The 21,908-nt window shown below is 62.3% G+C and carries 19 protein-coding genes and 4 pseudogenes; 20 read left to right on the top strand and 3 right to left on the bottom strand.

Annotated elements, in window-relative coordinates; translation table 11 throughout:
- Positions 1-49 precede the first annotated feature (49 nt).
- The 20 genes and pseudogenes from EZH22_RS28975 to EZH22_RS32210 form a co-directional block, all read left to right on the top strand.
- Positions 50-649 (top strand): annotated as a pseudogene (locus tag EZH22_RS28975) (acyl-CoA dehydrogenase family protein); the annotation flags it as partial.
- A 112-nt stretch (positions 650-761) separates the two neighbouring features.
- Entirely contained in the window at positions 762-1,616 is an 855-nt protein-coding gene (locus EZH22_RS28970) for an SDR family oxidoreductase (RefSeq protein ID WP_203193740.1), read from the top strand.
- Positions 1,617-1,652: 36 nt separating this feature from the next.
- On the top strand, positions 1,653-2,462 hold the full coding sequence (locus tag EZH22_RS28965; protein WP_203193739.1) for an ABC transporter ATP-binding protein: 810 nt from the start codon (positions 1,653-1,655) through the stop codon (positions 2,460-2,462).
- Positions 2,455-4,377, top strand: a complete 1,923-nt coding sequence (locus tag EZH22_RS28960) for an AMP-dependent synthetase/ligase (RefSeq protein WP_203193738.1) — start codon at positions 2,455-2,457, stop codon at positions 4,375-4,377. The genes EZH22_RS28965 and EZH22_RS28960 overlap by 8 nt, the downstream gene beginning before the upstream one ends.
- Positions 4,378-5,265, top strand: a complete 888-nt coding sequence (locus EZH22_RS28955; RefSeq protein WP_203193737.1) for a branched-chain amino acid ABC transporter permease — start codon at positions 4,378-4,380, stop codon at positions 5,263-5,265. It abuts the gene before it with no gap.
- 91 nt (positions 5,266-5,356) lie between these two features.
- Positions 5,357-6,343 (top strand): branched-chain amino acid ABC transporter permease, encoded by a 987-nt coding sequence (locus EZH22_RS28950; protein ID WP_231711211.1) that lies wholly within the window; start codon positions 5,357-5,359, stop codon positions 6,341-6,343.
- Between the two features lie 7 nt (positions 6,344-6,350).
- Positions 6,351-7,169 (top strand): ABC transporter ATP-binding protein, encoded by an 819-nt coding sequence (locus EZH22_RS28945; protein ID WP_203193735.1) that lies wholly within the window; start codon positions 6,351-6,353, stop codon positions 7,167-7,169.
- Between the two features lie 33 nt (positions 7,170-7,202).
- Positions 7,203-8,300: an ABC transporter substrate-binding protein gene (locus EZH22_RS28940; RefSeq protein ID WP_203193734.1), complete on the top strand. Its 1,098-nt coding sequence runs from the start codon at positions 7,203-7,205 to the stop codon at positions 8,298-8,300.
- A gap of 246 nt (positions 8,301-8,546) precedes the next feature.
- A complete protein-coding gene (locus tag EZH22_RS28935; protein WP_203193733.1) occupies positions 8,547-9,797 on the top strand; it encodes an ABC transporter substrate-binding protein in 1,251 nt (416 codons plus the stop codon).
- 87 nt (positions 9,798-9,884) lie between these two features.
- Positions 9,885-10,667 (top strand): enoyl-CoA hydratase-related protein, encoded by a 783-nt coding sequence (locus EZH22_RS28930; RefSeq protein WP_203193732.1) that lies wholly within the window; start codon positions 9,885-9,887, stop codon positions 10,665-10,667.
- A gap of 14 nt (positions 10,668-10,681) precedes the next feature.
- A complete protein-coding gene (locus tag EZH22_RS28925) occupies positions 10,682-11,464 on the top strand; it encodes an enoyl-CoA hydratase/isomerase family protein (RefSeq protein ID WP_203193731.1) in 783 nt (260 codons plus the stop codon).
- 40 nt (positions 11,465-11,504) lie between these two features.
- The gene (locus tag EZH22_RS28920; protein WP_203193730.1) at positions 11,505-11,714 is read left to right on the top strand and encodes a MaoC/PaaZ C-terminal domain-containing protein; all 210 of its coding nucleotides are present in this window, start codon (positions 11,505-11,507) and stop codon (positions 11,712-11,714) included.
- 11 nt (positions 11,715-11,725) lie between these two features.
- Positions 11,726-12,853 carry a CaiB/BaiF CoA transferase family protein gene (locus EZH22_RS28915; protein WP_203193729.1) on the top strand — a complete coding sequence of 376 codons (1,128 nt, stop codon included), beginning with the start codon at positions 11,726-11,728 and terminating at the stop codon, positions 12,851-12,853.
- 88 nt (positions 12,854-12,941) lie between these two features.
- Positions 12,942-13,667: a transglutaminase-like domain-containing protein gene (locus EZH22_RS28910; protein WP_231711210.1), complete on the top strand. Its 726-nt coding sequence runs from the start codon at positions 12,942-12,944 to the stop codon at positions 13,665-13,667.
- Positions 13,664-14,113 (top strand): MaoC/PaaZ C-terminal domain-containing protein, encoded by a 450-nt coding sequence (locus EZH22_RS28905; RefSeq protein ID WP_203193728.1) that lies wholly within the window; start codon positions 13,664-13,666, stop codon positions 14,111-14,113. Before EZH22_RS28910 ends, EZH22_RS28905 begins: the two co-directional genes overlap by 4 nt.
- Positions 14,110-15,228, top strand: coding sequence for an acyl-CoA dehydrogenase family protein (locus tag EZH22_RS28900; protein WP_203193727.1), 1,119 nt, complete (start codon positions 14,110-14,112; stop codon positions 15,226-15,228). Before EZH22_RS28905 ends, EZH22_RS28900 begins: the two co-directional genes overlap by 4 nt.
- On the top strand, positions 15,225-16,376 hold the full coding sequence (locus tag EZH22_RS28895; RefSeq protein ID WP_231711209.1) for an acyl-CoA dehydrogenase family protein: 1,152 nt from the start codon (positions 15,225-15,227) through the stop codon (positions 16,374-16,376). The genes EZH22_RS28900 and EZH22_RS28895 overlap by 4 nt, the downstream gene beginning before the upstream one ends.
- Before the next feature lie 19 nt (positions 16,377-16,395).
- A complete protein-coding gene (locus EZH22_RS28890; protein WP_203193726.1) occupies positions 16,396-17,205 on the top strand; it encodes an enoyl-CoA hydratase/isomerase family protein in 810 nt (269 codons plus the stop codon).
- 148 nt (positions 17,206-17,353) lie between these two features.
- A complete protein-coding gene (locus EZH22_RS28885) occupies positions 17,354-18,550 on the top strand; it encodes a phenylacetate--CoA ligase family protein (protein ID WP_203193725.1) in 1,197 nt (398 codons plus the stop codon).
- A gap of 176 nt (positions 18,551-18,726) precedes the next feature.
- Positions 18,727-19,083, top strand: a pseudogene (locus tag EZH22_RS32210) (helix-turn-helix domain-containing protein); the annotation flags it as partial.
- On the opposite strand, the pseudogene EZH22_RS32205 reads toward EZH22_RS32210, so the two are convergent.
- The 3 genes and pseudogenes from EZH22_RS32205 to EZH22_RS28865 form a co-directional block, all read right to left on the bottom strand.
- A pseudogene (locus EZH22_RS32205) lies at positions 19,077-19,418 on the bottom strand (IS3 family transposase); the annotation flags it as partial. The pseudogenes EZH22_RS32210 and EZH22_RS32205 overlap by 7 nt on opposite strands.
- Before the next feature lie 69 nt (positions 19,419-19,487).
- Positions 19,488-20,333: pseudogene (locus EZH22_RS28875) on the bottom strand (IS110 family RNA-guided transposase); the annotation flags it as partial.
- Positions 20,334-20,727: 394 nt separating this feature from the next.
- Positions 20,728-21,858: a CaiB/BaiF CoA transferase family protein gene (locus tag EZH22_RS28865; RefSeq protein ID WP_203193723.1), complete on the bottom strand. Its 1,131-nt coding sequence runs from the start codon at positions 21,856-21,858 to the stop codon at positions 20,728-20,730.
- Between the last annotated feature and the right edge of the window lie 50 nt (positions 21,859-21,908).

Here is a 21,908-nt window from a genome sequence, read left to right as displayed (position 1 = left end):
TCGTGCCGTCTTTTGACAAACCTCTTGCGGACGGGGCGGGCCATACGTTTATACCGATCTGGACCGGACCTTCATCGATGTGCGCGAGATCGAGAAGATGGGCCGCAAGGCGGTCGACTCGAACGAACTGTTCATCGATGGGCTGCCGATCCCGGCGGAGGACCTGATCGGCGAGGAAGGACGGGGTTTCAGGCAGATCCTGCACGGGCTCAATCCCGAGCGCATCCTCGTGGCCGGGGAATGCGTGGGCATTGCCCGGATCGCTCTAAAACGCGCCGCCGCCTATGCCAAGGAGCGGCAGGTTTTCGGACGCCCGATCGGACAGAACCAGGGGGTGCAGCACCCACTCGCCAAGGCCTGGGCGAAGGTCGAGGCTGCGAACCTGATGGTAATGCATGCGGCGGCGCTCTACGACGCGGGCGAGCCGTGCGGGGTCGAGGCCAATGCCGCCAAGTTGCTGGCGGCCGAAGCTGCGGTCGAGGCGACGCAAACGGCGCAGATGACATTTGGCGGCTTCGGCTACGCCAAGGAATATCACGTCGAGAGGCTGGTGCGCGAAGCGCTTCTCTTTCACATCGCGCCGGTCACGCCGCAGATGCTGATGTCCTTCATCGCCGAGAAGGCGCTGGGTTTGCCCAAATCGTACTGAATCCGAAGGAAGCGGAGCCGTTCCAGAGTTGGGGGTTGCCTACTTTTCGAACGTGCGTTAGGTTTTCGCCAGATCAAGGACAACAGTCCGATCCGCTTTGGGAGGAACGTCAATGCCGGAAGCCGGTTACGGGTTTTCCCGTGAACGACTGCGCGATCATCCAACGGTCTATGCAAACGGCTTGTTTTCCGGAAAAACCGTTGTCGTGACCGGCGCGGGTGGCGGGCTGGGGCTGGCGATCGCCACCCTGTTCGCACGTCTCGGGGCCGATCTGGCCATCAACGGGCGGAACGAGGAAAAGCTCGAAGAAGCCGCGAAGTTTCTGCGTGGCTTTGGCGGACAGGTGCTGGCTCGTCCCATGACGATCCGGGATCCCGCACAGGTGCAGAATTTCGTCGATGGCGTGGGCGATCATTTCGGCGGGTTCGACATTCTGGTGAACAATGCGGGCGGACAGTTTCCGCAGCCCGCCCTTGAATATACGCCGAAGGGCTGGAACGCCGTTATCGATACCAACCTCAATGGCACCTGGTGGATGATGCAGGCCGCGGCCCGGAACTGGGTCAAGTCCGCGCGTCCCGGCGCCATCGTGAGCATTGTCGCGGATATCTGGCGCGGGCTGCCTGGTATCGCACATAGCTGCGCCGCGCGCGCCGGGGTCATCTACCTGTCCAAATCGGTGGCTGTCGAATGGGCGCCGCACGATATCCGCGTCAACTGCGTGGCGCCGGGATGCTGCGAAAGCACCGGGTTCGCGCGATATCCCGAGGAGGGGGCGGCGACGTTTGAGGAGTCGAACCCGATGCGCCACGCCGGCGACGAATGGGACGTCGCCGAGGCGGTGGTCTATTTGGCCGCGCCCTCCGGCAAGTTCATTACCGGCGAAGTGTTGACCGTGGACGGCGGGCAGCAGCTGTGGGGCGATCCCTGGCCGACGGGCCGGCCCGACTATTTCCGTATCGCGTGAGACCAGAACAAGAGCTTCGACAGCGATATGCATGAAATGACAAACAATTACACCCTAGAGCAACAACATTCCAAGGCTCCTCCCGTGTTGGAGTGCCGCGGGATCGAACGTCGATTCGGCGGTATTGTTGCCGTTACCGGCGTGGACTTCGGTATTCATAAGGGCGAGATATTTGGGCTCGTCGGACCGAATGGGAGCGGAAAGACGACGGTGACAAATGCGATCACCGGCTTTTATCCGCCGAACAAAGGCTTGATATGTCTCGATGGCAAGGACATCACGGGCGCCGCGCCTCACAAGGTGGCCAAGCTCGGCGTCGCCCGGACCTTTCAGAACCTCGCGCTCTTCAACGGCATGAGCGTGCTCGAGAACATTCTTTTGGGGCGCCACATCCACATGAAGCCCGGAGTCCTTCCCACTGCGTTGTACTGGTGGGTGGCGCGACCGGAAGAGATCAAGAATCGAGAAATCGTCGAGGAAGTGATCGAGTTCCTCCAACTCGAGAGCATCCGCAACGAACTCGTGGACGGCATTCCGATCGGCCTCAAGAAACGGGTCGAACTGGCGCGGGCGCTGGTCGCCGAGCCTCATCTTCTCATTCTCGACGAGCCCATGGCCGGCATGAACCAGGAGGAGAAGGGGTACATGGCCCGTTTCATTCTCGATGCGAGAGCCGAACGGGGCATTAGCGTCCTGCTGATCGAGCACCACATGGACGTCATTACCGGTATCTGCGACCGGATGCTGGCGCTCAATTATGGCGAGATGATCGCCAGCGGGATTCCGAAGGAGGTCGTCAAGGATCCGCGCGTCGTTGAGGCGTATATCGGGGGCGCGCATGGCTGAGAGCAGCAGACAAATCCTGACGATCGCGGGTGAAACCATTGCCTCGGTTCTGATGCAGAACGCGTCCAAACACGGCAGCGACATCGCATTGCGTGAAAAAGAGCGCGGGATCTGGAAGGCAACTACGTGGGCTCAATATGCGGAAGAAGTGCTGGCCTGCGCGGCCGGCCTTGACGGGCTCGGCCTAAAGCCGGGAGACGCGGTGCTCATTCTCGGCGACAATCGAGTACGCCTCTATTGCGGAATGCTGGCGCTGGCCACACTCGGGGTCTACGCCATGCCGGCCTATCCGGGCACCACACTCGAAGAGCTCCAGCATTTCGTGGACGAGGCGAACATCGTGGCAGCCCTGGCCGAGGACCAGGAGCAGGTGGACAAGATATTGGAACTGCGTGACGCCGGGGCCGCGCAGCTGAAGTACATCGTTTATGACGACGACCGGGGCCTCGGCTTCTACGAGGCGCCCGGGCTGATGTCATGGGAGCATCTCGTCGAGATCGGCAGCCACCGTCTCAACGGCGAGCCGGCGCTGCGCGAGAATCTGCTCGGCCGGGCCAAGCCCGACGATCCGGCGGTTTTCCTGCATTCGTCGGGCACGACGGGCAAGCCCAAGGGCCTTGTGCTGAGCCAGAAGAACGTGTTGGCGGCGGCGCGGAACGGCCATGCCGCCGGGGCCTTCGATTTCGGAGAGGAGGTGCTGGCCTATCTGCCGATGGCCTGGGTGGGCGATTATACGATCACGGTAGCCGCCGCGCTTCTGCTGCGCTTCATTGTCAACGTGCCGGAACGACAGGAAACCGTGCTGCGTGATATGCGAGAAATCGCGCCGACATTCTATCTGGCGGCTCCACGCAGCTGGGACAACATTCTGACCACCATTCAGGTAGGCATCGAAAATTCGACGCCGCTGAAGAAGCGGCTCTATCACGTGTTCATCGAACGGGCCATGGCAGCCGAGCGTCGCAAGCTCAACGGCATGAGCGCTGGCGCGCTGGAGCCCCTCGGCCGTTTCATTGGTGAGATGCTGATCTTCGGCCCGATCAAGGACCAGTTCGGCATGCACCGTCTGAAGAACGCCTTCACTGGCGGTGAGGCGATCGGAGAGGACACATTCGTATTCTACCGAGCGCTCGGGATCAAACTGCGCCAGCTGTACGGTCAGACGGAAACCAGTGCCATCACCGCGATCCAGGCGCCTGATGAGGTGCGCCTCCACACCGTGGGCAAGGCTGCCCCGGGGGTCGAGGTGAAGATCGCCGACAATGGCGAAATCCTCCTGAAGTCGGACAGCGTTTTCGCAGGATACTACAACAAGCCCGAAGCCTCGGCCGAGACGCTTTCCGCTGGCTGGTTGCGTTCAGGCGATGCTGGCTACCTCGAAGACGATGGCCATCTCGTGGTGCTTGGCCGCGTTTCAGAAGTGATGCACACAAAAGCCGGTGAACGCTATGTACCCAATTATATAGAGAACCGCCTGAAGTTCAGCCCATACATAAGGGACGCGGCTGTGATCGGCGCCGGCCGCGACGAATTGGCGGCAATGGTGTGCATCGATCTCGATGCCGTGGGACATTGGGCCGAGGTGAATGGCATACCCTATGTGTCCTATGCCGATCTGTCTCAGCGCGAGGAGGTGGCTACGCTGCTGCACGAGGCATTTCGGCGCGTTAACACAGTCCTCCCCGAGCCTCTGCGGATCAAAAGGTTCGTCAGCCTGCACAAGGAATTCGATCCCGACGACGGAGAGGTCACGCGCACCCGCAAGCTGCGACGAAACGTGGTCGAAGACCGCTATCAGAACGTGATCGCGGCTCTTTATGACGGATCAAAGCACGTTCATGTCAGCGCCGTCGTGACTTACGAGACGGGTGAGACGGGAAGGGTCGACCGTACCCTCCCAATAAGGGAGGTTTAGATGGAACTGAGTTTCCTTGCCGAACTCGCGGTAAACGGAGCTCTCACCGGGCTGCTTTACTCACTGTTCGCAATCGGCCTGGTACTGATCTACAAGGCCTCTTCCGTGCCGAACCTCGCGCAGGGCGGGCTCACCATGGTGGGAGCCTATGTCGTGCTGGCGCTGGCCCGCGATGCGGGCCTTCCGCTCTGGGCGGCCATCCCCCTGGCTGCCGCCGCCATGTTCGGTCTCGGTATGGGGATCGAGCGGGTTGCGCTGCGCCGGCTCGCAGGCCGACCGATCGTGATGCTCCTCATGATGACGCTCGGGATCGACATCTTTCTGCGCGGCACGACGCTTGCTATCTGGGGCGGTACGTCGCGATCGGTCGAACTAGGCGTCGGCTATGACCCGCTTTTTATCGGCGACGTTCTGATCAGCCGCATCCATTTGGTTGGCGCTGCTGTGGCCCTCTCGTTGTTTGTGGTCTTCGTCCTGTTTTTCCGCAGCCGCCTGGGTATCCGCCTGCGCGCAATAGCCGACGATTACATGGCCTCATGGTCTGTCGGCATTTCGGTCGAGCGCGGGGTCGGTCTGTCCTGGGGATTGGCTTCAATCGTCGCGGTGGCCGCAGGCATCGTATGGGGAGAGATTCAGGGCGTCGACCAGTCGCTGTCGCTCTTGCTGCTCAAGGGATTGACGGTAGCCGTTCTAGGCGGGCTGGACAGCATATTTGGCGCGGTGCTCGCCGGACTAATTCTAGGCATGGTCGAGAATGTGGGGTCCACTTATCTGGATCCGTTTGTGGGCGGTGGCAGCCGCGACCTGATTGTAGCCGCGGTGCTCATCCTCACTGTCATGCTTCGGCCGCACGGCCTGTTTGGCCGTCAAGACATCGAAAGGGTCTGATGTAATGTTTTACCGGCTCTCTGGTATTCATCATGCCAACTACGTATCCGACAGTCGGCTCTACAGGGTACCGGCCGACAGGAATCTCGCAGTGCTCTTCCTGGTGCTCGGCTTGGCGGCACCGTTCCTTGTTGGGTCGCTGTACCTCAACAGCTATATGTTGCCTTGGCTCCTTTGGACGGCAGCGGCGCTCGGGCTCAACCTAGTGACGGGTTGGGCCGGCCAACTGCACCTCGGCTATGCGGCGGTGATGGCCGTGGGCGCGTATTCGGCTGTTCACGCGGCCAAGTACGGGTTGCCGTGGGAATTCGCGCTCCTGATCGGTGGGATCTCCGCTTCGGTTATCGGCAGCCTGTTCGCCTTCGCGGCCCTGCGGGTGAAGGGCCTCTATCTGGCTTTGACCACGCTGGCGATGCAGTTCGCGATGGACTGGGTGTTGACCCACTCGCCGGCAATCTCGGGTGGTTCACATGCATCGCTGCAGGCCCCCACATTTGCTCTTCTGGGCCAGCCGATCAGCTCGGACACGGGCCTCTACTACGTCGCCTTCGGCTGGTGTCTCCTGGTCACCATTTTTATGCTGAATCTGCGCCGTACCGGTCTGGGCCGCGCGCTGGTGGCCGTCCGCGAGAAGGACTATGCGGCGGCCATTCTCGGAGTGAACAGCTTCTACTACAAGTTCGTAGCCTTCGCGACCTCCTCCTTCATTGGCGGAGTCAGCGGAGCGATCCTTGTCGTTACGTTCCTTTTTCTCGTCGCGCCCGAGCAGTTCTCGGTCGCCGTATCGATCCAGGTTCTGGCCATGGTGATCGTTGGCGGCCTCGGCAGTATCATCGGCACCTATTTTGGCGTCGCGCTGATCTTGCTGGTGCCCGGCGTCGTCAATGGGATCGTAGCAGAAGGCGCGGGAACTCTCGGGCTTCAACTGAATGTCGAAGCCTTGGCCCACATCCCGAACGCGGTTTACGGAGCACTCATCATCATCATCTTAATCATAGAGCCGCTGGGATTGGGCAAGCTCTATGGCAACATCCGGGACTACCTGATGGTGTGGCCCTTTGATCAACTCAAGAAATAGGCCGCAGATGACCCGCGCTCCCGATAAAGAAGCAGCCAACATCCTGTCGATGAACAGTATAGAAGTCCTCTATGACAACGTCGTGTTGGCGATCAAAGGGGTCTCCATCAAGGTTCCACAAGGAGGAATGGTAGCACTTCTCGGGTCCAATGGGGCCGGAAAGAGCACGACGTTGAAGGCGATCAGCGGCCTTCTCAAGGCCGAGCGCGGCCGCGTCAGTCGGGGCGAGATCAGCTTCGACGGCACGGCAATCACCGGTTTGCCCGCGCAGCGGCGTGTGGAGATGGGGATTTGCCATGTGATCGAAGGCCGTCGTGTTTTCGAACACCTGACGCCCGATGAAAACCTCGAAGCGGCTGCGCCGATGTCGATGAACCGGGCCACGCTGAAAACGGAAAAGCAGAGGATCTACGAGTATTTCCCGCGCCTCGCTGAACGGAAGAACTCCCAGGCGGGATATCTTTCAGGCGGCGAGCAGCAGATGCTGGCGATCGGTCGCGCGTTGATGACCCAGCCCCGTCTCCTGATGCTCGACGAACCGAGTCTAGGCTTGGCGCCTTTCCTGGTGGCTGAGATTTTCAGCATCATCGAGAAGATCAACAAGGAAGTGAGGTTGTCTGTTTTGCTGGTCGAGCAGAATGCACTCGCAGCGTTGGAGATCGTGTCGGACGGTTATCTGATCGAGAATGGCCGCGTTGTCATGCACGACACAGCGCAGGCATTGAAAGCGAATTCAGACATTCAGGAGTTCTATCTGGGGGGAGGGTCGGGCACGAATTTCCACGACATCAAACATTACAGCCGGCGCAAGCGCTGGCTGAGCTGACTCGATCGTTCCAAGCGAGAGCGGGAGGAGAAAATGCAGTCCATTGGAAAGACACTGGCTTTGGCCTTGCTAGCCGCAGGCCTCCTGTCGGCTTCCGCCAAGGCGGCGGATCCCGGACTGTTCAGGATCGGCGTTTGCTACGATTTGAGCAAGGCCTACACCTTCGCTACGCCACAGGTCTCGCAGGCGGCGCTCGATCTTGCCGGTCTCGTCAACATAAAGGGTGGGATCGAGGGGGCGCAGGTGGAAGTGATCGTGCGCGACCATGGCAATGAGCCGCAGCGCGTCATCGAATGCTACCGCAGGCTCAGCCGCGAGGGCGTGTTCGTTTTCGACACGCTTTCCACGCCCGCTTCGCTCGCGATCCTGCCGCGCGCCATGAAGGACCGGCGCATTCTGATGCAATCGCTTGTCGGGCGAGCCGACGCGGCCGACGGGGCGGTGTTCAGCTGGGTCTATCCGGTCGGACCGACCTATTGGGGCCAGGCCGCCAACGACATCGTCTGTATCAAGCAGCTGCATGGCGGAAATCTCTCGGATGTGAAGGTGGGCTTCGTCTACTTCGACTATCCCTTCGGGCAGGAGCCGATCGAGATCCTCAAGACGCTGTCGGCGAAGGAAGGATTCGAGCTGATCCTCTATCCGGTTCCGCTGCCCGGCAGCGACCAGGCGGGGGTCTGGTCCAAAGTGCGCCGGGACAAGCCCGACCACATCATCAGCTGGATGCTTGCCGGTGCGCACCGGGTCGCGTCAAAGGAAATGAAACGCAGCGGCATTCCAATGGAGAAGTGCATCTCGGTCAAGTGGCTCAACGAGGTGGATATCTCCAATATCGGCGCGGAGGCGGCGAGGGGGCTCAAGCGCGGCACGAATGTCGCGGGCGGTCAGGACATCCCGCTCTACAAGGAAATCATGACCGAGCTTTACGACAAGGGCAAAGGCAATGGCCCGGTCGAAAAGACGCGGGACGTTCTATACAATACCGACCTTGCGATGTATTCGATCGTGTTTGAAGCGGCCCGTCAGGCGGTTGCGTTGCATGGCCATCCGATCACCGCCGAAACCTACAAGGCCGGGCTGGAGGCGATCAAGAATTTCGACGCAAACGGTCTCATGGCGCCGATCACGTGACGGCGGAGGATCACGGCGGCGGCGGCCGCGCACGCGCATTGAAATGTGGGATGGGGCCACATGGGTGCCGCAGACCGACTGGATCGCCGCCTATCAGGATGTCGTCTGGAAGGTTGTGAAGGAGAGCTCGTCGAAGTTCGACGGCAAGTGATGCGAGGAGGTGGAGGCCGCGCCGTGCGGCCTGTGAAGCCGGCCCGGCGGAGTGGGCCGACATTGAGGAAGCGATGTCCAACAGGGAGGTTCGAGATGACGATCTTCAACAGAGTGGCTGCCGCTGTACTGGCAGCGGCGCTGGGGCTGGCAATCCAGGCAGCCGCGGCACAAGACAAGAAGCCGATCCGCTTCGGCCTTTGCTTCGATCTGAGCAAATCTTACACCTTCGTCTCGCCGCAGGTCGCCCAGGCTGCGCAGGATTTGGCCAAATACACAAACGACAATGGCGGGATAGCAGGCCATCCAGTCGAAATAATGGTGCGCGACACCGGCAACGAACCCCAGCGCGGTGTCGAATGCTATGAACAGCTAAGGCGCGAGGGCGTGTTTCTGTTCTACTTCCTTTCGACGCCGGTGACGAATGCCCTTCTTCCACGCGCCATGAAAGATGGCAACATCGTGCTGCAGTCCTTCGTCGGAAGAGGCGACGCAGCCGATGGGAAGGTATTCGATTGGATCTTCCCGGTCGGTCCAACCTACTGGCAGCAGGCAGCCAACGACGTCGCCTTCATCAAGAAGCAGATGGGCGGCGATCTGAGGAAAGCCAAAATTGGCTTCATCTATCTTGATTACCCTTTCGGTCAGGAGCCGATCGAGATCCTCAAGACGCTGTCGGCAAAGGAAGGCTTTGAGCTCAAGCTCTATCCAGTGCCGCTGCCCGGGAGCGACCAGGCGAGCGTTTGGACACAAGTTCGTCGCGACAAGCCCGATTACATGATCAGCTGGATTCTTGCCGGCGGTCACGTCGTGGCCTCGAAGGAGATGAAGCGCAATGGCTTTCCGATCGATCGCTACCTGTCGGTCAACTGGCTGAACGAGGTTGATATCAAGAATATCGGGGCCGAAGGGGCCAAGGGAATCCTGCGTGGCACCAACGTGGCCGGCGGCCAAGAGGTGCCCCTCGTCAAGACCATGCTTGGGACCTTCTACGCGAAGGGCAAAGGCAGCGGCCCGGAATCGCTTGTCCACGACGTCTATTACAATTTGGGGTTGGCGGTCTTTTCAGTGGGTTTTGAGGCCGCCCGGCTGGCTATCGAGAAGAACGGCTCGCCGCTGACCCCCGAAAGCATGAAGGTTGGTTTAGAATCGATTAAGGATTTCGACGCCAACGGGCTCATGGCTCCGGTGACCGTGACACCTGAGGACCATGGAGGAGGCGGCAAGACCCGTGTCGAGCGGTGGGACGGCTCGACTTGGGTGCCGCTCACGGATTGGAGCGCGGACTATACCGACGTGGTGTGGAAAGTGATCAAGGAAAGCTCGTCCAAATTCACTGTCAAGTGACTTGACGGCGCGCCTGCGGGTCAAGTTGACCCGCAGGCACAAGCCGGTTCACCAGTCATGCAAGGTCAATCTGCGAGGGATCGAGCGATGGAAGACAGCCCGATCGAGGTGTCCGTCGAAGGTGGCGTGGCCACTGTCCTTATCAACCGGCCCGAGCGCAAGAACGCGCTCTCGGTCGCCGCCGCGAACGGATTGGCCGATGCATGGGAGCGGATCGAGGCCGACGCCACGGTTAGCGTTGCGATCCTGACCTCGGCGGATTGCGGTGTCTTTAGCGCCGGGCTAGACCTCAAAGAGGCGGCGGAGATCGCGCGAAACGAGGGCGTCGACATCCTTAGCAAGATGCGCGACCCCTTTCACGACACGATGCGCGCCTGTCGCAAACCGATCATTGCCGCGATGACCGGTTCTCTGATGGCTGGCGGCATGATGCTGGCGCTGAACTGCGATTTGCGGGTCGGTCTCAAAGGAACCAAGATCGGGATCACCGAAGTCAAGATCGGACGCGGCTCGCCCTGGGCCGCGTCGGCGCTGTGGATGCTGCCGCAGCCGATCCTGATGGAGATCGTGCTGACCGGCGATCTCATGCCGATCGAGCGGCTGCACGACTACGGTTTCACCAATTACCTCGAAGACACGCCTGATCTAATTCGCGAACGGGCCCGCGACCTCGCACGTCGGATCGCCAGTGCCGCACCGCTTTCGGTAGTCGCGGCGAAGGCCAGCGTGCGCGCGACCATGGATCTGGGCTGTGCCGGCGGGCTGGAAGAGGGCAAGCGCCTGCACGAGGTGGTCTATGCCAGCCAGGATGCCATCGAGGGCCCGCGGGCCTTTGCCGAAAAACGTGCGCCCGTCTGGCAAGGCCGGTAAGGGAGACGAGAGGCATGGGCGACCTGATGCGGCTTGATCGGGATGGGCCTGTGGGCGTTCTGCGCTTTCTCCGTCCCGAACGGCGCAACCCGTACAGCATTGCGTTCGTCGAGGCGCTCATCGCCAATCTGCGGCAGGCCGAGAAGGACGGCGCGATTCGCGCCGTGGTGATGACCGGCGGCGAGCATTTCTCAAGTGGCGGCGATCTTATCGGCTTCCGCGCCGAGATCGCCAAGGGCGCCCGCGCGACCTCGGAGATGGTCGACATGGTCCACGCCGGCGGTCGCGCCGCCTATCAGTTCAAAAAACCACTGATCGCCGCGGTGAATGGAATTGCCTATGGCGCGGGGCTGAGCCTGGCGCTGTCGGCCGATATTGTCGTGGCTGCCGAAGATGCGCGCCTCTGCGAGGTCTTTGCCAAGGTCGGCGGCTGCCCCGACACCGGGTCGAGCTGGCTTCTTCAGCAGCGCGCCGGCGCTGGGGTGGCCCGGATGCTGGTGTTCACCGGCCGCGAGATCGGTGGACGCACGGCCCGCGAGCTGCGTGTTGTGGAGGAATGCGTGCCGGCCGGCGAGGCCGAGACCCGGGCCATCGAGATCGCGCGAGAGATCGCCGCCCACCCCGCCTTCGGCATGCAGACAGCCAAGCGTGTCATGCGGGCTGCTGCCGAATGCTCCTACCTCGAGGCGCTGGAGATCGAGCGCGATGCGCAAAGTGTGCTCCTTTGCGCCCATGATTTTCCCGAGGCCATGAAGGCCTTCCAAGAAAAGCGACCGCCGCAGTTCAAGGACTGCTGACTGCGGCAAAGCGGTCCAAACAGTAATGGGAGAAACGCCGATGAAGGTGCTCGTGCCCGTCAAACGCGTGATCGACTACAACGTGAAGGTTCGCGTGACCGGACTTGACGTGCGCTTTTCCGCCCCGGTCCATCCGGGCGAGACGGTGCGGTTCCATATCTGGCGGGAAGGCGGCGAAGCCCGGTTCAGCGCCTCGATCCCCGAGCGTCAGGTCGTTGTGCTGAACAACGGCGCGGCCGGCTTTGCTTGAGGTCAGCGATCATGGCTCAGCCGCTCAGCGATATTCTCGTGCTCGATTTAAGCACGCTTCTGCCTGGCCCCCTGGCGACCCTGATTTTGGCCGAGGCCGGGGCGGAAGTCGTCAAGCTGGAGCGCCCCGGCACGGGCGAGGACGCGCGCCATACGGCGCCGAAAATCGACGGCGTCAGCATCGGTTACGCGATCTTGAATCGCGGCAAGAAATCGATTGCGCTGGATTTGAAGGTTGAAGGTGCGGTGGAGAGCCTCCGTCCGCTGATCGAGAAGGCCGACGTCCTGGTCGAGCAGTTCCGCCCCGGCGTGACGGACCGGCTGGGCCTGGGATATGAGGCGGTGCGTGCCATCAATCCGGGCATCGTCTATTGCTCGATCACCGGCTACGGACAGACCGGGCCGAAACGGGACTTTGCCGGCCACGACCTGAACTATGTCGGCGAGGCCGGAATCTTGCCGCTCAGCCGCGGTCCAAACGAGCAGCCGACAATGCCGTTCGCGCTGGTGGCCGACGTTGGGGGCGGCAGCTACCCGGCGGTGCTCAATATCCTGCTCGCCTTGCGCGAGCGCGACCGTACGGGGCAGGGCATCCATCTCGATATCGCCATGACCGAAGGTGCCTTCGCTTTCGCCTATTGGGCTCATGCCAAGGGCGTTCTCGCCGGAGAGCCGATTGGCAACAGCGCCGACCGGTTGACGGGCGGACTGGCGCGTTACCGGCTCTATTCCGCAGCCGACGGGCGTCAGATCGCCGTGGCGGCACTGGAAGAGAAGTTCTGGCAGGCCTTCTGCGATGTGATCGGACTGAGGGCGGAGCTGCGCGACGACCTCGCCGATCCGGAAGCAAGCACTGCCGAAGTTGCCCGCCTGCTAGCGGCGCATCCGGCCTTGCATTGGGCCCCGCTTCTGGCCGAGGCCGATTGCTGCTGCACGGTGGTCAAGACCCCGGCCGAGGCGGCATCCGACGACCATTTTGCCAAGCGGGGCGTCTACGGCCGGCAGGTGCGAATCGGGGAACGGCGCGTGCCCGCCCTGCCGCTGCCGATCGCGCCGGCTTTTCGCGCGCCGCCCTCCCGCGACGAGGCCGCGCCCGATCTCGGCCGTGACAACAGGTATTTCGGGCTGCCCGACCCATGAGATACCGCCAAGAACGCCGAAGATTGACGGTGCCAGTGCGGCCCGCTAATCTAACAGGTGTTAGAATTGCTCCTTCCAGAAGGTGAATATGATGACGATCTCCCAAGAAGCGCTTCCGGAAGAGGCCACAAGATACGTCGTGCCCACGTATTTCGTGAACAGCGACAGCCCCGAGGTCCAGCAGTTAGTCGCCCGGGCTCTGCGCGATCTACGCGACGATGCATCGCAAACCGACAAGGCCATCCGCCTGTTCGAGGCGGTGCGGGACGGCATCCGCTATGATCCCTACACCTTCGCCTTGACGGCCGATGCTTATCGCGCGAGCGCCATCGCCGGAGCGGAGGCCGCCTTCTGTGTGCCCAAGGCGATCCTCTTGGCGGCCTGCCTGCGCGCGGCCGGCATTCCCGCAGCGCTGGGATTCGCCGATGTGCGCAACCATCTGAACACGCCCAAGCTGCAGGAGCTGATGGGCACCGACCTGTTCGTCTATCACGGCTACGTGCAGCTCTGGCTCGACGGCAATACCTATAAGATCACGCCTGCGTTCAACATGGAGCTGTGCGAGCGGTTCGGGGTCAGGCCGCTTGTCTTCGACGGCAAGAGCGACGCGCTGTTTCATGAGTTCGACGTCAAAGACCAGCGGCACATGGAATATGTGAACGATCGGGGGCTCTACGTTGACGCACCGATGGAGGAATTCCTGCGCGTTTTCAAAAAGACCTATCCCCGGCTCGAGCAGTTCAATCGCGAGCGCATCTCGCGCAGCGCCGAAGGGGTGGATGCCGGGTTTGCTGCAGCGGGCAAGGCCTCATGAAATATCTGGAAGATTTCCAGCCGGCTCAGATCTACAGGTTCCGCGCAGAGCCGCTGAGCAAGGAGGAGATCATTGCGTTCGCGCAGGAATGGGATCCGCAGCGGCTGCATACTGACGAGGCCTATGCCACCGGCATCCACGGCAGCCTGATCGCCTCGGGCTTTCAGACGATGCTGCAGGTGTTCAAGCCAGTCATGCACGGAATGATGCCGGAGATCGCCAATATCGGCGGGCTGGGTTTCGATTCGCTGAGATGGCCTCGGCCAATTCGGCCCGGCGAGGCGCTGGACATCGAACTGGAAGTCTCTTCGGTCACACCTTCGAAGACCAAACCGGACAGGGGCGTGCTGGCCTATACGCTCAGAGCCATGAATCCCGCAGGACAGGTCGTGTTCACTGCCGATACTCCCGTGATGATCAAGCGCCGGCCCCCGGAGGAAAAATGATCAACGCTGCACATCACGACCACGACGATCTCCGCCTATTGCGCGAAAGCGTCCGCACGCTGTTGGAGCGCGCGGGCGGCGTGGCGCGGGCGCGTAAGATCAGGGACGAAGACGGCGGCTGGGATGCGCCCGTAATGACGGAACTGGCCAAGGCCGGCGTGTTCGGCGCCGCGGTGCCGGAAGAGGCGGGCGGCCTCGGCATGGGGCTGGCCGCCGCCGGCATCATCGCCGAAGAAGTAGGCCGGGTGATCGCGCCCGAGCCTGTCGTCGCCTCGGTCGGGCTTGCAATTGGCCTTTTGCGCCGGCTCTGCCCCGAGCATGCGCTTCTGACCGAGGCGCTGGCCGGCACGACGGTCCTGGCAACAGCATGGCAGGAGCGTGACGCCAAAGGTTTCTCCGACACCCTGTCATCTCGGTTCGAGAACGGAGCTCTGACCGGGACGAAATCCTGGGTCGCGGGGGTGGCTGCTGCAAGTGGCATCCTCGTGGTGGCGGAGGCGGGCGGCGGACCGGCTCTCGCTTTGGTTGAACCCGGCGGCAAGGGCGTTTCCATCGACAAACGGCGTCAGTCCGATGGCAGTATACTGGCCGAACTACACCTGTCGGGCGCGCCAACCGAATTGCTCGCCGAAGGTCCGGTCGTCGCAAAGGCTCTGGAAGCTGCCGTCAGCGACACGACGGTGCTGACGGCGGCCGAGCTTGTCGGGGTCAGCGCCAAGGCGCTGGAGATCACGCTCGACTACATCAAGACGCGCGAGCAGTTCGACAAGCCGATCGGTTCGTTCCAGGTCATTCAGCATCGCGCGGTGGACATGCATGTCATGCAGGAAGTGGCCGAAGCGAGTGTGCGTGACGCGCTAGGCCTGATGGACGCCACAGAAGCCCCGCGCCTGCGTGCACGCCAGGCCAGCCGGGCCAAGGCCCGGGCTTGCACCACGGCCAGGAAGATCACGCGCGAGGCGATCCAGCTGCATGGCGCGGTCGGCTACACCGACGAGTTCGACATCGGGCTTTACCTGAACAGGGCGCTGGTGCTCTCGGCCTGGCTGGGCGACGACGTCTATCATCGTCGGCTCTGGCTGAACGCCCGCAACGCAGAGGAGGCCGCTGAGTGATCGACTACAACGCCATGAGCGACGCCGACTTCCGCAGGCAGGTCCGGCAGTTCTTCGAAACCGAGTACCCCGAAGAGCTGCGCAATCTTTCGCATCGCCCTAAGTTCGCCGAGATCGAGCACTGGCACCGCAAGCTCCATGCCAAGGGTTGGGTCGCACCGGCTTGGCCTGCGGAGTTCGGCGGCATGGGGCTGAACGCGGCCAAGCTTCTCTTTTTCTACGAGGAACAGCAGCGTTGGGGGGTCGTGCGTGGCCGAGACATGGGCGTGCAGATGGTCGGCCCGCTCATCATCAAGTTCGGCACCGATGCTCAGAAGGCATACTGGCTGCCCCGCATCCTAAGCTGCGAGGACATCTGGTGCCAGGGCTATTCCGAGCCGGGCGCAGGGTCCGATCTGGCGAACCTGCGCACGAACGCCGTCATCGAGGGGAACGAGTTCGTGATCAACGGACAGAAGATCTGGACGACGATGGCGCATGACTCGACGCACATTTTCATGCTGGTGCGCACCGATCCGAAAGCCCCAAAGAAACAGCAAGGGATCAGCTTCATTCTCGTCCCGATGGATCAGCCGGGGGTCGAGGTCCGAACGATCACCACGCTGGCAGGCGAAACCGAGTTCTGCGAGGTCTTCTTCGACGATGCCCGCACCCCGTGCGAAAACCTGGTGGGCGAACTGAACAAGGGCTGGACCATGGCCAAGTCCCTGCTCAGCTTCGAGCGGGTGTTTATCGGCGCACCGAATCTGGCCCAGAACGCGCTTGGTCAGCTTGAAACCTACGCTCGCGGTGCCGGCCGCTTCGACGACCCGGTCTTTTGCGACCGCTTCGCCGAGGTCGCGCTCGATGTCGAGGATCACGCGGCGCTTTACGCGCGCTTCGCCGATCAGCTCAAGCGGAGCGAACCGCTGGGCGCGGATGTCTCGATGCTCAAGATCTGGGTGACCGAGACATTTCAGAAGATCACCGAACTCATGATCGAGGCGGCAGGACCCGATGGCGGCACGCTGGGGCCGCTACAGGTCGGCAATGTTGGTCTCGATGTTCTGGCGGTCTTCTACAAGGCCCGGCCGACCACGATCTACGGCGGGTCGAACGAGATCCAACGCAACATTCTATCGAAAGCTGTCCTAGGCCTGCCGGGCTGACCATGAGGGAGGATTTACGATGTCCGATCGTTACGCAAAATACGACAAGCTGAAATTCGATTACCCGGCCGAGCGCGTGCTGCGCATCACCTTCGACCGGCCTGACACCTTCAACTCGGTCGATGCCGAGACCCACACGCAGATGACCGATATATGGATCGATATCGACCGTGATCCCGACATCAATGCGGTGATCGTCACCGGTGCAGGCAAGGCGTTTTCGGCGGGCGGCGATTTCGGCCTGATCGAGAGCATGATCGGCAATTCGCATGAGATCATGAAGACGTGGAAAGAGGCCAAGAACCTCGTCTACAACATCATCAACTGCAACAAGCCGATCATCTCGGCGATCAACGGTCCCGCGGCGGGTGCCGGCTTGGTCGTCGGCATCCTGGCCGACGTGTCGATCGCCGGCAAGAAGGCCAAGATCGTTGACGGCCATCCGCGTCTCGGCGTCGCCGCCGGTGACGTGGCCGCGATCATCTGGCCGCTGCTTTGCGGAATGGCCAAGGCGAAATACTACCTGATGACCTGCAAGCCGGTCTCGGGTGAGGAGGCTGACCGGATCGGACTGGTGTCGATGTGCGTCGAGGATGACGTTCTGCAGCAGACCGCGCTCGACATTGCAACCGAACTTGCGAATGGCTCGCAGAGCGCGATCCGCTGGACCAAATACGCGCTCAACAACTGGCTGCGTCAAGCCGGACCGATCTTCGACGCCTCCACCGCCCTCGAGATGCTGGGTTTCATGGGCGAAGACGTGAAAGAGGGCGTACTGTCGCACCGCGAGAAGCGCGCGCCGAACTTCCGCAAGGATTGTCCGATCTGAGCCAAGCTTGTGGATCAATCGAAACGGGTGGGATCCGTCCGTTTCGGAAAGTAGATCCACTCGATCAAAGAATTGTGGCTCGACCTGCTGGCGACAGATGGGTTCCATCTGTCGCGGTCGAACCACTTGGCAAAGGTGATCAGAAGCAATGCCCAGTGACATCTATCAGGACATCGCGACCGCCTACAGCGCGGCTGCAACGAAGGCACCGGGACTGAAGGCACGGTTCGCTGCGGCCGGGTTCGACCCGGCCAAGATTTCGTCGCTGGCCGATCTCTCCCGTCTGCCGGTGATGAAGAAAGAGGAGTTGCTGAAGCTCCAAAGAGAGACCCCGCCTTTCGGAGGGTTCCTCGCCGCCGATCTGAAGGAAATAGCGCGCATCTATGTCTCGCCCGGCCCGATCTTTGAACCGGCGCTGCCCGGCGGCGGCGGCCATGGGTTGGACCTGCTGTTCAAGACGGCAGGAGTCGGCAAGGGGGATGTGATCCTGAACACCTGGATGTATCATCTCGTGCCGGCTGGTCTTCTTTTTGACGAGGCCGCGCAGGCTGCGGGCGCCACCGTCATTCCCGGCGGCGTCGGCAACACTGATTTGCAAGCCCAGATCATCGTCGAGACCGGCGTCACTTCCATCTGCGCGTCGACAGCATTCTTCCTGACCCTGGCCGACAGGGTGATCGAGACATATGGCCGCGGCGCCTGGAATGTACGGACGGCTTTCCTGGGCGGCGAAATGGGCGACTGGATGGCCAAGCGCCGCAGAATCGAGGCTGACTACGGCGTTTCCACCTGGGCGGCCTACGCCACAGCCGATCTCGGTGTCGTCGCGTATGAGGACGGGGGCAACGGCTATGGGGTGCATCCGGACCGCGTGGTGCAGATCTGCGATCCAGTCAGCGGCGACCAACTCCCCCACGGCGAGACGGGCGAGGTCGTCGTGACCTCACGCCATGCCGAATGGCCGATGATCCGCTTCGGTACTGGTGACAGCGCCTTTGCACTAGAGAGTAACCAGGACGGCAGTGTGCGCCGGCTTTCAGCGCTGCAGGGCCGAGTAGGGGCGGCGGTGAAGGTGCGCGAGATCTTCGTCTATCCGCGCGCGATCGAGGAGGTGGTGATTGCCACACCCGGCGCAATAGCGGCTCAGGCCGTGGCGACGCGCAAAAACAACCGCGACCTTATCCGCATCTCGATTGTGCTCCAGGACAACGCGGACCGTGCCACCGCTGAACCCGCCGCCAAGAATGCGTTTGAGCTCCATGCCCGCCTGCGCGCGGACGAGATCATCTTTGTCGATGTGCTCCCTGCAGATGCACCACTGCTTGTCAACGACAAGGACAGCTGAAACGAAACGGCCCTGCGGTGAACCGACCACGTCACTCTTCGGCGAGCGCCAACAGAACCCAACCATGGATGAGCGTCACCTTTTGTGTGTTTCGGCATGGAAGATTGGGTCTGATACCAAAGCTCGCGGGTCGTGACTCTTGAGGGCTTGCCAGTGGCATCGGGCGCTGATTCAAGATGGCAAACGGATTGGAGTTTGCCATGCCCATCGCGCTTCGCACCGACTTCGACGCCATCGCGGTAAGGGCCGCCGCCAGACGGTCGAAGGATGGTGCGCAAGCCCGGCGCTTGCTCGCGCTGGCCGCGATCTATGAGGGGGCGAGCCGGACGGAGGCAGCGCGGATCGGCGGGGTCACGTTGCAGATCGTGCGGGACTGGGTGATGAAGTTCAACGCGGCGGGTCCTGACGGGCTGATCGACCGAAAGGCGCCAGGGCCGCAGTCGCTGTTGAAAGCTGCTCATCGCGCGGCGCTGGTCGAGGCGATCGAGCGAGGCCCCATACCCGCCGTTCACGGGGTCGTGCGTTGGCGGATCAGCACCCGCGCCACCCGCCGGCCCGAGACGGAGGTGTCTGGGATCGCCGCCAGGCATTCGCGGGTGACGTCGTCCACGACATTGAGGATCCGGAACCGACGGCCACAGGCGAGTTGGTCGTGCACGAAGTCCAAGGACCAGCGGGCATTGGCCTTGGCCTCCACCAGGATCGGCGCCCGCGCCCCCACGGCTCGGCGTCGCCCCCGGCGCTTGCGCACGCTCAGGCCCTCCTCGCGATAGAGCCTGTAGATGCGGTTCTTGCCCGAAGGCTCGCCTGCCTGGCGCAGCAGCACGAACAGCCGTCGGTAGCCGAACCGCCGGCGCTCGGCCGCCAGCGCATGAGCGATGCGCACCGCCCAGGCCTTCATCGGTGACCAGCGTGTGCTCGGTCGCAGGATGACGTTGGCGGCCTCGAACAGCACAGTTCGCGTCTCCCCGTCGCCCACTTTGGTGATCCGTCCGGTCCGATCGATCTCGCCCGATTGATACCGCCGAGGTGTGAGCCCGAGATAAGCCCCGACGGACCGGGAGCGGGCAAAACGCTCGGGCGCATCGATCGTTGCTCTGAACGTCAGAGCGGAAACCGGCCCGATCCCGGGCATGGTCGTCAACAGGCGGCAGACCGGATCATTCCGGACAGCCTGGACGACCAGGCGGTGAAGGCGCTGGTACTCCTGCATCAGTGCGTCCCGGGCTGCCAATAGGGGAGCCATCACCTCAGCCAGGATGGCGTTGTTTCCAACCAGATCTCGGACACGGGAGGCAAATCCGGCCCGCGACACGATGCCAACCTTCAAGCCGAAGGGACGGAGCAATCCGCGAAGTGTCTGCTCTGACGCGGTGATGGAGCGGATCAGGTGCTTGCGCGCCGCCACCAACGTTCGCGCATGCTGGCTGCCGATGCTCTTCACGTGCACGATCTTGTACCAGCCAGCCCTGACCACCTGGGCAATACCGCGCGCGTCGTTCCGATCGGTCTTGACGGGCATTGCCGACAACGCCGCTTTCACCTGCCGCGCCTCCAGACTGATGGCGGGAAAACCAAGCTCCGCCAGACCCGCAGTCAGCCATTCCGACATCGGCCCAGCCTCAAGCCCAATCTTCGCAATCCGATCCCGCCAGGGCTGGAGACACTGCGAGATGGCGGACGCCTCCGACGCCACGCTCGCCTCCTTCAGGATTTGACCTTCCCGGTCGATGACACAGACGGCTACGGAGTTCAAAGAGACATCAAGGCCGACGTACACCATGGGGACCTCCCGGCGCTGGGTTCAGGCCCCGATCGTCCTCTTCGCAGCGGAACGCTGCAAACGGCTCAAGAGATCAGGACCGAATACCCCATCTCTTCCGTGAACCGTGATCGCTTCATCCGTCCGTCCCCTCGTCGGGCCGGACTCTAGCTTCGCTTGGAGGAAAAAATCAGGGGCAGGTCAGCTGCTCTGTTCCAACGACACATCGATCCCGACATAGTGGTCCATGGCTGTCCCTCGATGTTGCATGGGGCCGATCACCTCGGACCCCGTCTTCACACCATCACTCTGAGGGACAGCCGCCCCGCCAGGCTACACCCCGGCGGTAGGCCCATTACGGCATCTAGGGGCGATGGAGGGCTTCCCGAGATCGGCGCCGCGTCTGCGGCTCATGTCAGGCGACCGGCTGGTGTGCGAACTCAGCCCGGATGGCCGCGCTGTTCTGGCCCAGCGCTGGCACATGATGACCCGTGCGGCGCATCCCATCCATCACTGGAGCGGGAGCCGGGATGGCCTGAAGACCAGCTTCGGTCTGCACCAATGCGGTATTGAGGTGCGGATGATGAATCAGATCGGTGATAGAGTTGACGTCGGCAAAGGCCGTGTCCGCTTCCAGCAGCAGCGCCACCGCCTGGGCGTGGTCCAGCGCGGCGAAGCGGGCACTCAGGATTTCGTCCACGTCAGCCCGGTTCATCACCCGCTGATTGTTAGTGGCAAAGCGCGGGTCTGAGATCATGTCCGGCCGCTCGAGCAGGTTACGGGCGAAACTGCCCCATTCCCGGTCGTTCTGGATGGAGATCAGCAGCTCCCGGCCGTCGCGCGTGGAAAAAACGCCGTAAGGCGAAATGGACGGATGGGCGAGGCCGACCCGCGCCGGCGGATTGCCCGCCTTGGCATGCAGGAAGGGCACCGCCAACCAATCGGCGATCACATCGAACATGGAGATGCGGATGTCCAGCCCGCGCCCCGTCGCCTCGCGCGCGATAAGCGCCTCGAGGATGGCCGCATAGGCAGTGGCGCCGGTCGCGATATCCACCAGGGAGATGCCGACGCGCGCCGCCGCTTCCGGCCCGCCCGTGATGCTGCACAGGCCGCTATCGGCCTGGATGAGGAGGTCATAGGCCTTGCGCCGCGCATAGGGACCGACCTCGCCATAGCCGCTGATGGAGCAGCACACAAGCTCCGGCCGCCGCTTCAGCATCGCCTGCGGGCCAAGCCCCAAGCGGTCGAGCGCGCCTGGTTTGAGGTTTTGAACCAGCACGTCGGCGCGGTCGATCATGGCAAGCAGAAAAACCCGATCCTCCTCTGCCTTGAGGTCGAGCACCAGCGATTCCTTGCCCCGGTTGAGCCAGATGAAATAGCTAGAAAGCCCCTGCGCCGCGCGATCATAGCCGCGGGCAAAGTCCCCTTCCGGCCGCTCCACCTTGATGACCCGTGCCCCGGCGTCGGCCAGTCGGGAGGTGCAGAACGGGGCGGCAACGGCCTGTTCGATCGCGATTACGAGTTTGCCTTCTAGAGCGCTCATAAAGTCACCTGTCGAAACGAGCACGGCGCAAACTGGAAGATTCGCCGCCG

Source organism: Xanthobacter dioxanivorans (genome assembly GCF_016807805.1).
GTDB classification, from domain to species: domain Bacteria; phylum Pseudomonadota; class Alphaproteobacteria; order Rhizobiales; family Xanthobacteraceae; genus Xanthobacter; species Xanthobacter dioxanivorans.
The sequence above is the reverse complement of the archived record's forward strand: the minus strand, read 5'-3'. Positions and strand labels throughout refer to the sequence as shown.